Source organism: Clostridium mucosae (genome assembly GCF_024622765.1).
Taxonomy (GTDB): Bacteria; Bacillota; Clostridia; order Clostridiales; family Clostridiaceae; genus Clostridium.
In genome coordinates, this window is the sequence record NZ_JANKAF010000011.1 from 107,569 (window position 1) to 122,455 (window position 14,887).

Sequence of the window (14,887 nt, forward strand, 5' to 3'; positions counted from 1 at the left end):
CCCCAACTTTTAATTCTCAATCCCCATTTTTTCCTTATCAATTTCTATTTTTCACTGCTAAATATTCATTTTTACTGCTCAATCCTCATTTTCCCGCTATTAATTACCCATTTTTTCCTATTCAATACCTATTTTTTATTAATCAATTTCTTTTTTTTACTTACTTATTTAATATTTACTAAGATCTATCATTTCAGCTATTTCTAAATCGCATTCAATAGGATAAAATCCCTCTGTACCACTAGATGGTGTAAATGTAAGCTCTCCAAAATATAATTTATCATCTACAGCATTGAAATCAACTCTTACATAAACAAAGTTACTTGCTAATATTTCAGAAAGCTCAATTAATTTTTCTAGATTTTTTGGTTTTTCTATATGCTTTGCACGATCTTTTAGCTTTCCTCTAAACTTAGCTTCTGACCAATCAGCATAATAATAATTTTCTTTATATACATTAAATCTATCTGTATGAACCTCAATAAATCCAACCTTTCCATTAAAACAATGCAAATTATACTCTATTAAAGCGCCATTATTATTTTCTAAATATTCTTCGCATAATATCATTGTTTTTATATTTTTATATTGCAGTTCTTTTGTATATTTGTAGTACTTTTCTTTCATTAACCTTCTAAGCTTTTTATTAGTTAGCCTTTTATCCAGTAATGACTTATCTCTACATATAATATTGCCACCAGATCCATTATTCAGCTTCAAAACAAATTTTTCTGGTAATTCATCATAATCAATTTCGTAAGCACTTCTATATATCTTATATAACACTGGTAAATATTCACTTCCTATTTTTTCTTTAACATAACCTCTAACTTGATATTTATCTACTAATGAAGTAAATCTTTCAACTTGTCCATATAGTTTTATCCATTGTATTTTTTCACCATAATACTTTGGTTCATTTAAATTTAATACCTTGCCATAAGCCCTAAAATTATCTATATATATAACAAGCTTAGTGGGTAGCAAAGCACAAATCTTTCTTAATTTTTTCAATATATCCCCCCCTTATAAATGGCTTTAGGATATATCTTCAGCATATCTTTCCATTGCACATAAAACTGATCTGCAAATTTATATAAGAATTTCCCCGTTAATGTAGGACTATTAATTTTTGCAAATGATTCAATAAATATAAGTTTTTTTCTAAATATCTTTGCTATTATACACATTGGTATAGTAACTAAAGCACCTGTTGATATAACTACATCCGGCTTTTCTTTTATAAATATTTTTAAGGCATTTATAGTATTTACTAACATTTTGAATATAAATGTTTTTTCATGCCTATTCACTTGTTTTAAATAATAAGTTTTTCTGTTATCTTTTATAGCTTGATAAGATGTTTTTTCAGTTATAATGAAGCTATCATACTTATCCATAATCGGCTTAAGCATCATTAGTTGATCAAAATGCCCTCCCGTGGAAGCTATAAAACAAATCTTTTTCATTTTAATCTACCATTTCACTTTCATATTTATATATAATATACACATTTTATTGTTCGATTTTTAAATTAAGAATTTCTCTTCTTCCTATTGAATAATAATCTACTTTAATTTCTTTAACTTCATCTAACCTAAAGCAGTTTCTGCCATCAAATATTATTGGTGTATTCATTAACTCCATATATTTTTTTAATTCTATTGCTTTTATTTCCTTCCATTCTGTAAATATAAATACCATATCTGAACCTCTTAAAGCATCTTCTGGATTAGATACATAACTTATTTCTGTAGGATATTTTCTCTTAAAGTTTTCTATCCCTACTGGGTCAAAGGCTACTATTTCTGCTCCTTCATCCAATAATCTTTTTATATTAGATATTGATGGAGCTTCCCTTAAATCATCTGTTTCAGGCTTAAATGTCAATCCAAGTACTGCAACTCTTTTTCCTCTTAAGCTTCCAAATCTTTGCTTTGCTTTTTTAAATAACCTAAGCTTTTGATTTTCATTTACTTCTATAGCTGCCTTTATAGTTTTTATCTCATATCCATGATCATTTGCTAACCAATGAAGAGCCTTAGTATCTTTAGGAAAGCATGATCCTCCATAACCTAGTCCTGCATTTAGGAACTTCTCCCCAATCCTTTTGTCATAACTCATTCCTTTTACTACATCCCCTACATCTGCATTGATAATTTCACAGACATTAGCTATTTCATTAATAAAACTTATTTTTAATGCTAAAAAATCATTTGAAGCGTATTTTATCATCTCTGCACTTTTTCTATCTGTACAAATTATAGGTTTATTAAATTTACAATATATTTCTCTTAATATATTTTCTGCTCTTTTTGATTCTACCCCTATAACTATTCTGCTTGCTCGCATGGTATCTACTATAGCCGTTCCTTGTGATAAAAACTCTGGATTAGATGCCACCTCAACATTTACATTGTTAACTGTATTTTCTTTTATGAATTCTTCAAGTCTATCATTAGTTCCTATTGGCACAGTAGATTTAACTACAACTAAACAATCATTTTCTACATTCTCAGCAATTTGCTTACATACATCAAAGACATAATCTAAATTAGCTGATCCATCTTCTCTCTCTGGAGTTCCAACTCCAATAAATACAACAGTTGCATTTTTATATACATTTTTATAATCAGTAGTAAAATCTAATCTACCAGCATCAAAATTCCTCTTAATTATTTCATCTAAGCCCGGTTCATATATTGGAGCCTTACCACTTTTCATTACTTCAACTTTCTTTTCATCAATATCTACGCATAATACATTGTGTCCGATTTCTGAAAGACATGCTCCTGTAACTAATCCAACATAACCAGTCCCAGCAATTACTATATCCATTCACTTCCTCCAATCAATATGCATTCTTATCTCCAAATAACAGAATAATTGTTTTTAATATTAACCTTATATCTCCCTGTATATTTCTATAATTCACATAATCAATATCTAGCTTCATCCAATCCTCAAAGCAAATATTATTTCTTCCAGATACTTGCCAGTAACAAGTAAGCCCTGGCTTTACTTCCAGTCTCTTTAGCATCCAAGGTTCAAATTTTTCTACTTCACTTGGAAGGCTTGGCCTTGGTCCGACCAAACTCATTTCACCTTTTAAAACATTTATTAACTGCGGTAATTCATCTATACTTGTTTTCCTTATAAATCTTCCTATTTTTGTAATCCTAGGATCATCCCTCACTTTAAACATAGGACCAGACATTTCATTTTTATGCTCTATGCTTTTTCTAAGAGCTTCTGCTCCATCTACCATTGATCTAAATTTATAAATTTTAAATTCCTTTCCATGTAAGCCAACCCTAGTTTGAGAAAAAAGTATTCGCCCTTTGGATTCCAATTTTATTAAAACTGCTGTGACTAATAATACTGGACTTACTAAAACAATACATATAATCGATCCAATAATATCTATCATTCTTTTAAGGATTAAGTAACTAATATTTTTCATACTTCCCCCTACTTTTATTAATAATATTGAATTCACTGTCCTCTCTTTATTAATAATCCTTAATTCATTGTGTTACTTTTACTAATTGATCCGTTGTTCTTATTGTTTTATCTAAAGATTCTAGTAAAAATGATAATCCAACACTCACTATTAATCCTACTAAAAATGCAATAGCAATATTAATTACTTTATTAGGACTTACTGGTTTCTCTGGAAGACTTACTTGTTGCAATACTTTTACATTCCCATTTGGAAATAATTCTTTTGATATTTTTATGAATTCCTTTGTAATTCCTTCAATTAAATCCCTTGCCTCTTTTGCATCTGTACTTTTAAACTTAATTTCTAAAATTTGCGTATCAGCAATTGTAATTACACTTAAGTTTTCTAGAACTTCATCTGCTTTTAAATTAACATTAGCGTCTTTTGTAGCACTTGAAATAAGATCCTTTGTTGTTATTACTTCGCAGTAAGTTTTCATTAATGTTTGATACATTATCACATCACTTTGACTATAACTTTCATTTGTTCCTGTAGATTCCTTTCCTATAAAAAGCTTTGTATTTGCTTCATACTCAGGCTCAATTACAAAAAAACTTAATACTGCTGAAGCCAATGTACATAATAATGTTATTATGACTATAATTCTTCTCCTTTTTTTTAGTATTCTTATAATTTCTTCAATACTTATTAACTGTTCTTCCAAATTACCTCCCCCATTCAGATTCATAAGTTATTTAAAATATCTACATAATAAAACTTATTCTTTTTCACAGATTTTCTATTAATAATGTCAAAACTTCTATATATGTACTTTTTTTCTATACATAATTTTTTATTAAAATTTATTATTTTCCTCATTTAATATCATTTTTTTCAATTTATTTAATTATATGATTACATTAAATATTTGTTACATCTAAGTATTTGGTAATACAAATTTATTTTTAGAAAGGTACTAGAAGATATATTTTTATTTTCTTTATTGTAAAAAAAGTACCCCAGGAGAAATTCCCCTGGGGCATAAAAGTTTAAATTATTTTAATTCATATTTTCTTTTTCTTAATATAACTATTCCTACTCCTACTAGTACTAAAGATATTACAAGTATTTGAGTACTTGATACCACTGAACCAGTTGAAGGCAATTTATCATTACTACTTCCATTTGAATCACTTGGCTCATTTACATTTCCTTGATTATTTGACCCACCTTGATTTCCAGGATCACTTGGATTTCCAGGCTTCTCTGGATTATTTGGATCACTTGGATCTGATGGTTCTGTTGGTTCTTCTGGGTTACTTGGATTCTCTGGGTTGCTTGGAGTTTCTGGATCTGTTGGATCACTTGGATCTACAGCTTCAGGAATTTTTTCGAATTTAGCATTCAATACTACATCGGAGCTAACTATAAATCTGTAAGTTGCATCTTTACTGACCTCTTTTCCATCTTCATCGAACCAACCTATGAAGTTGTATCCTTTATTTGCTGTTGCAACTAAAGTAGCTTCTTGACCTTCTACATATTTTCCTGTTCCAGCAATTGAACCACCTTCTGTTTTGTTTACTGTAACTGTATATTCCTTTGGTGCTGGTAATACATAATTTACAGTATAAATATTTTTAGATCCATCTTCTGCACGTACAACTATTGTTGATTTATTATTATGAATTGGTAATATAGTTAATGCTGCATTTTCTTCTGAAGTTGCTTCAACTAATTCTGGTAATTTTTCTAAATTAATTGAGTATTCATTTATAGTTGGATCAAAGTTTTCTAAAGCTTTACCATCTATTTTTATTTCTGTTAAAGTGTTTGTAGTTTTAGCATTTTCTTGCACTACATATTCATAAACTTTTACTTCTGTTAAGCCAATACAATTTCCAACTTGTGGTTGTTGTATATAAATTCTAATGCTATCAGTATTTATAACCTCATTTAAGAAATAAGTTGTTTCTCCTGCTGCATGTGATACTTCTGTTGTATTTGTATGTGGAGCAACAACATACTCTCCATTTTCATTTTTATAGCTAATTTCAACTTTCTTTGGAATTCTTGCACTTAAGTTATCTGTAAATAACCATAAATCTAGACGATCTATATCATATTTGTTATTCCAATCAAATTGGACATATGCTCCCTTAGGCTCACCATTTTCTCCAGTTAAATTACGCTCATTCCAGTTTGTCCAACGCTCATTAACATTTTCTCCACCATTTGTAATTCCATTATTGATAGAATTTAAGTTATCTGCTGTTACTACGCAACTTTGAGATAATGTTGGGATATCATCATTTTCACTTGAATTATTTATAGCAAGATTTCTAGCTGCTTTTAAAGCTGGAACTACACGTACATTTGCTATAACATTATAAGTTTCCTCTAATAACTCTACAGTACCAGGAACAGTAACATTTGTATTTTCAGTTGAAAAATCAAGACCATCAAGATTCCAATTAACAACAAACTCTTCTGATTCAGTACCATTTGCTAAATATCCTTTTACTGTCTTAGGAAGCGTAGGTATATTTCCTGAATATGTGAAAGTTGATACATTTTCCATTGAAACTACATCACCAATTACATGTACATTAACAACTACTGCAATATCTGTTCCTGATAATTTACCTGTAACTTTAAATATTTGAGGAGCACTTAATTGAGCTTCATCATATTCATTCCAATCAACTTTTAAAGTTTCAGTAGTACCATCACTATATCTAGCTGTAACTTCTTTTGGTAATAATGGCTTTTCTTCTAATGATACATAATAATCTTTAACTATATCATAAGATTCTATATATTTGTTATCACCTGCTGTATTTACAGTATTGATAGTTATAGATTTAGATTCTAATCCTTCACCTGAAACAGTTAAAGTCATTTCGCCTGCATCCTTAGTTGATTGAACTATAACTAAAGCCTTACCATTAAATGCACTTCTAGTTCCTGATTTATCAGTTGCTGGTTTATACCTATCTGTATCAGCTGCATTTCCATTATCTAAACCAACTATTTTACCATTTCCCTCAAGGGTATAAGTTAATCTATTATTTGCACCTGAAGCTATGTTTCCATTTGCGTCTACTAAGTCAACAGTAATATAAGATAAGTCATATCCATCTGCACTTATAGTAGTTTTATCAGCACTTAAATCTACAGTAGATACTTCTCCATAAGTTGTAACTGAAGATCTACCTTCTGTGTTAGTTAACAAATTACCTTCCTTATCATATCCCTTTGCTTCTATTGTTCCAGCTTCATATGGAACAGTAAAACTTGGATATAGTGAATCGTTTTCAAAAGTGTAATACTTATACCCTGCATCGGTTATATTCTCTGTTGCTGTTTTAGTTCCAATTAGTTTTCCATTTACATATAATTCAACTTTGTAAGCATCTGTAAATACATCAACTTGAACATTTCCATTTTCAACTGGGATATCTTCTTCATTCCATGTTGGTAATACATGTAAGGTGTTTACATCATCATTCCATTGACTTTGATATAAATAATAAACGTCTTTTTCAAATCCAGCTGTATCAACTATACCAAAGTAACTTGATTTTGGAGCTGCTCCAACTCCTCCACCAACAGTACCAGTTCCTGTACCATTCCAAGGTGTAGGTTCTCCAATATAATCAAAGCCTGTCCACACAAATTCCCCTGCATTATAGTCATGCTTTATTGTGTATTTCCATGCATCACTTGCAGAGTGTCCCCAACCTACTTTATTTGCATTATTATCAAACTCAGGTAATTGAAGATCCCTTCTACTTTCATTGTTATGATTTCTAACTTTGTAATATCCTCTACTATGAACTGCACTACTAGTTTCTGATCCATAAAGTATCCAATTACTTTTGCTATTTCTTAAACTGTTAAACTGATTTTCATTAGCATAGTTAAACCCTACTATACCACCATTATTAGCAATAACATCTGAAATAGCTATAGCTCTATTATCCAATCCCTTACTTTTGTTGTCTCCAATAGTAACAGGTCTAGTTGTATCTTCATCTTGAATCCAATTAACAATATTTTCTGCAATTGTAGCATAGTTAGATGAATCTCCTCCTATCCCTTCTAAAACTTCATTTCCTATTGACCACATAATTACTGATGGATTATTTATTGAAGTTTTAACCATTGCTCTAGCTTCAAATTCTCCCCAAGACATTCCTGGTTCCCCATTAATTATCTGGTTACCTTCTTCTATAGGAGTATTGAAGAATTTAGCAAAATCATTTACATTACCATTCTTAGAGTTTGTCCAAGTATCGAATGCTTCATTTATAACTAAAAGTCCTAATCTATCACAAATTTCTAATAACATTTGACTTGCTGGATTATGAGTAACACGAATTGCATTTACACCCATTTCCTTCATTATCTCCATTTGACGCTCAACAGCTCTATAATAAGATGCTGCTCCTAAAGCTCCTTGGTCATGATGCATACAAACACCCTTAAGCTTCATATTCTCCCCATTTAGCGAGAAACCTGTATCTCTATCAAAATTAAAATATCTGAATCCAAAGTCTACATAATAAGTATCAACTACTTTATCATTTACTATAACTTCATTTTTTACTTTATACATATTAGGGTTATCAACTGACCATAAAATTGGATTATTTACTACTGCAGTTTGCTTAAAAGTAAAACTTCCATTTGCAACTATATTTTCAGTTGTTTCTACTGGATTACTAACCGCTTCCCCATTAGAATTTACAACAGTAGTTTTAAGTTTAATATCATTATTATTATCTAATTCATTTTCTACAATTGTCTCAACTACTACATCAACATTTCCTCCTTTTTGTGATTCAACTTCTGGTGTAGTAACAGTTGTTCCTAAATGTGAAACATGGATAGAATCTGTAACTGTTAAAGTAACATCTCTATATATACCACTCCCTGAATACCATCTACTACTTGGAATTGGATTTTTTACTTTAACGGCTATTATATTTTCAGTTTCACCATCACATATTAATTCATCAGTAATATCAAAAGCAAATGCTGTATAACCATAGTTATGTTCACCTACTAGCTTACCATTTACATAAACTTCAGCATTCATATAAACACCATCAAAATTTATAGTAAATTCTTTACCTTCATACTTTTCTGGAACAACAAAATGCTTACGATACCATCCAGTACCACCTAATAAAAACCCACTTTCTGCTTCACCTTCAACAGTAAAATCTCCTTCAATACTCCAATCATGTGGTAAGCTTAAAGAACGCCAAGATGAATCATTAAAATCAACTGCTTCTGCACCTGCTTGATCACCTTTGTAAAAGCGCCAATCTTGGTTAAATAATGTAGATCTTTCTCCATCCTTAATAAAACCTACATACACTGTTTCAGCATTTTGCTTTTGCTTAATTTCAGAGCTTAAAGATATTGCAGATGTTCTATTTGTTGGTACTAAGCTAGTCATTACAGACATCCCTACCAATAAAGCACAACATTTTTTTTGAAATGGTCTCATCTCAAATCCTCCCCTTATAAAATATCTTTTTTATTTATTTGAACAATATTATTAAGCATAAATTTTTTAATCTTATATAAGTGCTATTTAGCTATAATAATATCGATCGAAACTATATAAAACACTGAAATACTATTTTTTTGATACTATAATTTCAAAATAATTAACCACATTTAAAACTTCTTTAACTAATATTGCAAATGTTATTTCACTTAATTTATTACATATTTCACATTATATCACTATATTTCACTCTAATGTAATCATTTACTAAACCTATTAGAAATTTATAGATTTATCTAAGAATTTTCATAATTTCAACTTGTAATAATTAAGCCCCAGGGGAAATTCCCTGGGGCCAAGAAGAATGGAAATTACTTTCTTCTTCTTAGTACAGTTCCAGCACCAATAAGTGTCACTGCAATTCCTACTAATGCAAGTGATGAAGTTCCCCCTGTTAGAGGTAAATTACCACTACCATTATTAGAAGATCCACTGTTTCCAGAGCCTCCATTATTAGAATTGTTATTACCATTGTTGCTGTTGTTATTGCTGCCATTATTATTATTATTGTCTCTTACTACTAGCTGATCTATTGCTTTTTGTAATTCAAGCTCTGCTTTTAATACATCAGCTTCTGTAGCATTTTTATCTTTTAATACTTTTTTAGCTGCTTTTAATTTTTCACTAAGGACTTCAAAACTTTCTTTTGTGTAGTCCTTCTTCTTATAACCTTCTGCTTTATTTATTAAAGCTTCAAGTCTTTCTTTGCTTGGTTTTACTTTTAATTCAGAGAAAGCTTTAAATAATTCATCATAAGCTTTTTGAATTTCCTCTTCTGAAGCATTCTCATTTAAAAGAACTTCCTTCGCAATTTCTAATTTATCTTTTAAGGCATTCCAGGATTCTTCTGTATAGTTTTCACTATTTAAGTTCATTATCTTTTCTATTAAATCAGTTAAAGCTCCTTTATCTGTATTTTCAAAAGATAAAGATTCTATTGCTTTAATTAATCTAGCTACTGATGCATCTATAACTTCTTGTGTTGCTTCTTCATCTGCTAGTATAGCCTTAGCTTCTTCTAAAGCTTCTTTAAATTCAGCAACTAATGATTCATCTTCAACTTTTGAAAGGTCTTCTTCTGATATTGAACTTGCTTTATCAACTAAAGCTTGTAATTGTTCTTTATTTGCAGGTTTATTTTCAACTACAACTAAAGAATCGATAGCTTTATCAACATTCTCTATAGCTTCTGTTACCATATCTTTTGTTGCATCAGCATTAGCTAAAACAGTATTTGCAGCTTCTAAAGCTTCCTTAAGAGCATTGAATGTTGCTTCTGTGTACTCTACATCACTACCTATAATAGCATTTGCTTTATTAATAACAGCTTTTAAATCTTGAATATCAACTAATCCAGTTATTGCATTTACTAAATCTTCTTTAGCTTTATCAATATCAGATTGACTTGCACTTGCTAAATTATCTAATATAGATTTTGCAGCTTCTAAAGCTTCAGTAAATATAGCAAAACTTCCTGATGTGTAGTTTTCTGCTATATACTCATCAGAAGATGCTATTAATTCTTCTAAATCAGTTATATTTGGTATATCATAATTGTTGATTGTAACTATTTCATATATAGTAGGAGCTACCCCTTCCCAATCAATTCTTATTTCATAAATGTTATCATACTCAGTATTTAGAATTTCATTTAAACTCTTATCTAGTGTTCCAAGTTCATTCCAAATCTCTTGTCCATCTTCATCATATCCAGTTCTAACCATAACTTTAGCATTTGAAATACCATTACCACTTTGAACAATGTTTATTTTCTTAACATCTGTATTTTCAGATAAACGATATGTTAAGCTTCCTGATTTTATTTGTCCATTATTAGTATTTGGTTTATATGCTGTAGTTAAATCGCCATCTTTAATATTTTGTGGTCCAAATCCTTCTACCTCTATTGGATTAGAAACAAAAGTTGGATCATTTACATTTGGAACATATTCACCATCATTAATTAAGATTTCGCTTATTTTAACCCATCTATGCATATAATTTGCAGTAAATAGTATTCTTAAATATCTTGCTTCTTTAGCTGAATCTAATTCACCTTTTACAAAAGCATGAGAAATTGGAACTATAGTTGTACTATCTCCATGGTCATATCCAGCATCAACTGGCTTAGCATCCATATCGCTATTATCATTTTCTACGCCATCACCAATAGTTATTACATCTGTCCCTTCTTCTCCATCTAAAGATATTTGGAATTTAGCATCTCTTAGGAAATCTCTTTCTGTATCTAATACAGCATAAGTAATATTACTTATATTCATAGTTTGTCCTAAATCAAATACTATGCCACTATCTTTTCTTGGGAAAGAATCAAATGATGCTGATGAATTAAAGTTTTTATCAAATATGCTTTCTACTTTACCATTAATTTTTACAAATGATTCTACTATAGATGGAGCATATATTTCATTAGACTTAACTTCAAATTTATTTAAATTGAAAGTAACATCTTTATTTGCTATTAATCTTACATATCTAGCATCTTGTAAATTACTTCTTGTTTCTAAATTAACATCAGTCCACTCTAATCCATTCATAGATGTTTGTAATGCTAATCCATCCATATTTGATACTTCTAAAGCTATTTCACTTAAGTCCTTAATTCTATCTAACTTAATTCCTATATATTCATTAGCCTGTAAAGTTATATTTTCTTTTGGAGCTAGCTTTGTTAACTCTTCATTTTCAAAAATTGATGCAAGCTCTAAATCAGTATTTGTATAAACATTCTTTGTAGATACCTCTGATCCATACTTTTTAACACTAATTTCTGAGAAGATTACCCATTTATGTGCCTCTTCCTTGTTAGTTAATCTAACATATCTAGCTTCTTTTCCTTCAAGATTTTCTTCAATTATATCTTGTCCACTATCTTTTCCTGTATATTCTTTAAATGTTGTCCAATCTTGATTGTTTATTGAATATTCTAATTTATAGCTAGACCATTTATCGCCTGAACCATTTCTTCCAACAACAAATCTAACATCTCCTACTGGAATTACTGAACCTAAATCTACTCCAATGTAATCTCCAGCATAACTCATATCTCCTGTATGAGTTTTATACCAAACATCAGTTGAGTCATTACCATCTAATAAGTTTGCCTCAGATCCACTATAAATTCCTTGCCATCCTGGAGTTCTTATTATAGTAGCATTTATTTCATTATCTTCTTCTACAATATCATCTTTATTAATTATTATGTCTTTAACACCAAACCATGTATTTGATTTATCTTTAGTTGCAATAACACGAACTCCCATTGCATCAAGATTTAAACCATCAACAACAATTTTACTTGGCATAGTATAAACTTCTTCATTTAAATCTATCCATTCTCTACCATCTACTGTATATTGAATCTTAGCTTCTTGCATTGTGTCATTTGGATTAGAAATAGCACCTAATGAAAATTCTATGTCTTTAATATTAATTACTTTATTGTACTTAACGCCAATATAAGTTCCTGCTACTATAGAATTTGGATTCTTATAAACAACTTCAGTTGAAGGATTGTTATCTAAAACATTTGATAAGTTTCCAGCTGGAACATCTGATCTATTAGTTATAACAGATGCAACTACCTTAGATGGATCTACTATCCCAGAAACTATTGGAGCTAAAGCTTGTTCCATTGTTTTTATAAATGGAACAATATGTTGAACACCTACTTCTGCATATTCAGTATGATCTACATAATGAAATCCATAAGTCTTTGAATTTTCAAATGCAGCTTGTGCTTCTGAATAGTTTGTCCAAACATCATTATTATTTCCTTCTTCATTTGCAATAATAGCTTTTAGATATCCAATTGCTGCTGTTGTTGTATCTTCCCAGCAATTTAACCAGTAAATTATTTGATCTCTTGTCTTTGCATTTCCTGGATTATTTTTATAATAAGCTGCTGCATCTTTAATTTTTGTAAACTCTTCAATTAATGCTAATGCATCTTCTTTAACAAGTGCACCTGAATCATATTTTTCTTTAAATGCTGTTAATTTAGGAGCTAATTCGATAGATTCTTGTAATGCAGTAACACGACCATCCATATTTTGATTTATCATGTGCTTACTAATTTCACGTAAAGCAGATGAAGCTTCAGTTTCTATCGCTGTATTATGATCCATATATTTAAATGAATCATTCCAGTTTTTATCTGCCTCTGCTTTAGTCTCCCAAATGTTCCAAGAATAATCTGCAACTGCAAATAGAGCTGATTTGTTAGCTTCTGATTGTTGCATTGGATTTAGCATTATTCCTTCAATAAGTGTTGGATCTACTCCTGGATGTAAAAATGTATCATTACCACCCATAATTAAATGTTTCTTAGAGTTATCTGAACATGGCCAGTTAATCCAATAATATGGTGCTCTACCTGTATTATTTTTGAATGTTTGTGAGAAATTTTGAGTTACTTCTCCCCAAATTCTTCCACCAGTCATAACAAGTTGTACATTTTCTGGAGCTTGTTGTAAATAGCTAAACTCATTACTTGATCCATTTCCCATATAATCAAAAGGAATGTATGGTAATGTAGTTTTCATATCAGGATATTGTGCCTTTACTTCAGTTTCTAACCAAGTAGTTATATCGTTTACTAATCTAAGACCAAGTTCTCCTCCTGGATTAGCAAAGTCATCTGCAAGTATAGCAATTTGTCTAACACCTTGATCTATAACTTGTTTAAGCTTAGCTTTTAAATCAGCTAAATCATTTTGATACCCTGCTTCATCTTTATTTATTCCAAAGGCATCGTTTCCTGGAAATGGATGAATTCCATATACAAATCTACACTTAGAAGCATTACCTGCATCTGCTAATTGCCTAATCCATGTAAGCTCGTCTTCAGTATAAAGTGAACGCCACTGAACTCTATGCTTTGGATCATCTTTAGGAGCATAGAAGTAAGCATTTAATTTATAATACCCGCCATAAGTCATAAGATCACTTCTGTCTTCTACTGACCATGGATTTCCGTAGTATCCTTCTATAAATCCTCTAGTAACTACGTTTGCATAATCTTCAATTTTAAAATTCCTTATTATATTATTATTTATTTGATTTACTACATGATATAAAGTTGTTAACCCATAAAAAGCTGCATCCGTATCTTTTCCAAGAACAGTAATAACATTATTATCAGCAGCTAAGAAATAAGAATCAATTTTACTAAAAAGATTTTCTGTTGATAAAGTATATTTGTCTGCATACTGATCAACAAATTCACCAGACCCCTCAATACCTACTAAAATATTAGTTTTTCCATCAACAACTGCATTAGATGATGAAACTTCATAGCCAATGTTATGTGCTTTTAAAATTTCACTTTCTAAGCGAGTCTTGGTATAGCTATCTATACCAGTTTCATAAACAACGTTTACACCATTATTAAGATTAGAACTTCCATCATTATACTCTATTCTTTGTGGTGATGGATAAATTTCATACTCAGTATTTTCTACTGTAGTGACTTCAGCATTAGGTACTCCATTAGACAGAGTTTCAGCCGATACACTAATTGTGCCTGACATATTCGATAATAATATGGCTCCAGTAAGCATTGCTGATAAATACCTTTTAGATTTTTTTATCATCGTCTCTTTCCCCCTTAAATTTATTTTGTTATGCATTTGATCTAACAAAATGGATATATTTAAGTTTGATTTTTCTATAACTGTACTTCGAATTTGCTTCTTCTATAATTTGACTGTTGCGTAGATTTGCACACATTCCCTCATTTGCTTCCAAGTAAACATAATATGGGTTTAATTTTAGTGCATTGTTGCATAAAAAAAGCCGAAAAGAATACTAACTCCTTTTCAGCTAATGCTCAAACT

The 14,887-nt window shown here is 30.2% G+C and carries 7 protein-coding genes; all 7 read right to left on the reverse strand.

Translation table 11 applies throughout. The annotated features are described in order from the left end of the window. Positions 1-168: 168 nt before the first annotated feature. Positions 169-1,014, reverse strand: coding sequence for an ATP-grasp fold amidoligase family protein (locus tag NSA50_RS12900; protein WP_257445623.1), 846 nt, complete (start codon positions 1,012-1,014; stop codon positions 169-171). Then, positions 1,011-1,469: a PssD/Cps14F family polysaccharide biosynthesis glycosyltransferase gene (gene pssD, locus NSA50_RS12905; protein WP_257445625.1), complete on the reverse strand. Its 459-nt coding sequence runs from the start codon at positions 1,467-1,469 to the stop codon at positions 1,011-1,013. Before pssD ends, NSA50_RS12900 begins: the two co-directional genes overlap by 4 nt. Before the next feature lie 46 nt (positions 1,470-1,515). Then, entirely contained in the window at positions 1,516-2,838 is a 1,323-nt protein-coding gene (locus tag NSA50_RS12910) for a UDP-glucose dehydrogenase family protein (RefSeq protein WP_257445627.1), read from the reverse strand. 13 nt (positions 2,839-2,851) lie between these two features. Further along, positions 2,852-3,463, reverse strand: coding sequence for a sugar transferase (locus NSA50_RS12915; RefSeq protein WP_257445629.1), 612 nt, complete (start codon positions 3,461-3,463; stop codon positions 2,852-2,854). Positions 3,464-3,527: 64 nt separating this feature from the next. Continuing rightward, positions 3,528-4,169: a YveK family protein gene (locus NSA50_RS12920; RefSeq protein WP_257445631.1), complete on the reverse strand. Its 642-nt coding sequence runs from the start codon at positions 4,167-4,169 to the stop codon at positions 3,528-3,530. A gap of 330 nt (positions 4,170-4,499) precedes the next feature. Further along, a complete protein-coding gene (locus NSA50_RS12925; RefSeq protein WP_257445633.1) occupies positions 4,500-8,966 on the reverse strand; it encodes a glycoside hydrolase family 2 TIM barrel-domain containing protein in 4,467 nt (1,488 codons plus the stop codon). Positions 8,967-9,340: 374 nt separating this feature from the next. Beyond that, on the reverse strand, positions 9,341-14,644 hold the full coding sequence (locus tag NSA50_RS12930; RefSeq protein ID WP_257445635.1) for a beta-N-acetylglucosaminidase domain-containing protein: 5,304 nt from the start codon (positions 14,642-14,644) through the stop codon (positions 9,341-9,343). Between the last annotated feature and the right edge of the window lie 243 nt (positions 14,645-14,887).

Coding starts and splice junctions, on each gene's coding strand:
- pssD (WP_257445625.1), bottom strand. CDS start 1,469: ATGAAAAAGATTTGTTTTATAGCTTCCACGGGAGGGCATTTTGATCAA.
- NSA50_RS12910 (WP_257445627.1), bottom strand. CDS start 2,838: ATGGATATAGTAATTGCTGGGACTGGTTATGTTGGATTAGTTACAGGA.
- NSA50_RS12915 (WP_257445629.1), bottom strand. CDS start 3,463: ATGAAAAATATTAGTTACTTAATCCTTAAAAGAATGATAGATATTATT.
- NSA50_RS12925 (WP_257445633.1), bottom strand. CDS start 8,966: ATGAGACCATTTCAAAAAAAATGTTGTGCTTTATTGGTAGGGATGTCT.
- NSA50_RS12930 (WP_257445635.1), bottom strand. CDS start 14,644: ATGATAAAAAAATCTAAAAGGTATTTATCAGCAATGCTTACTGGAGCC.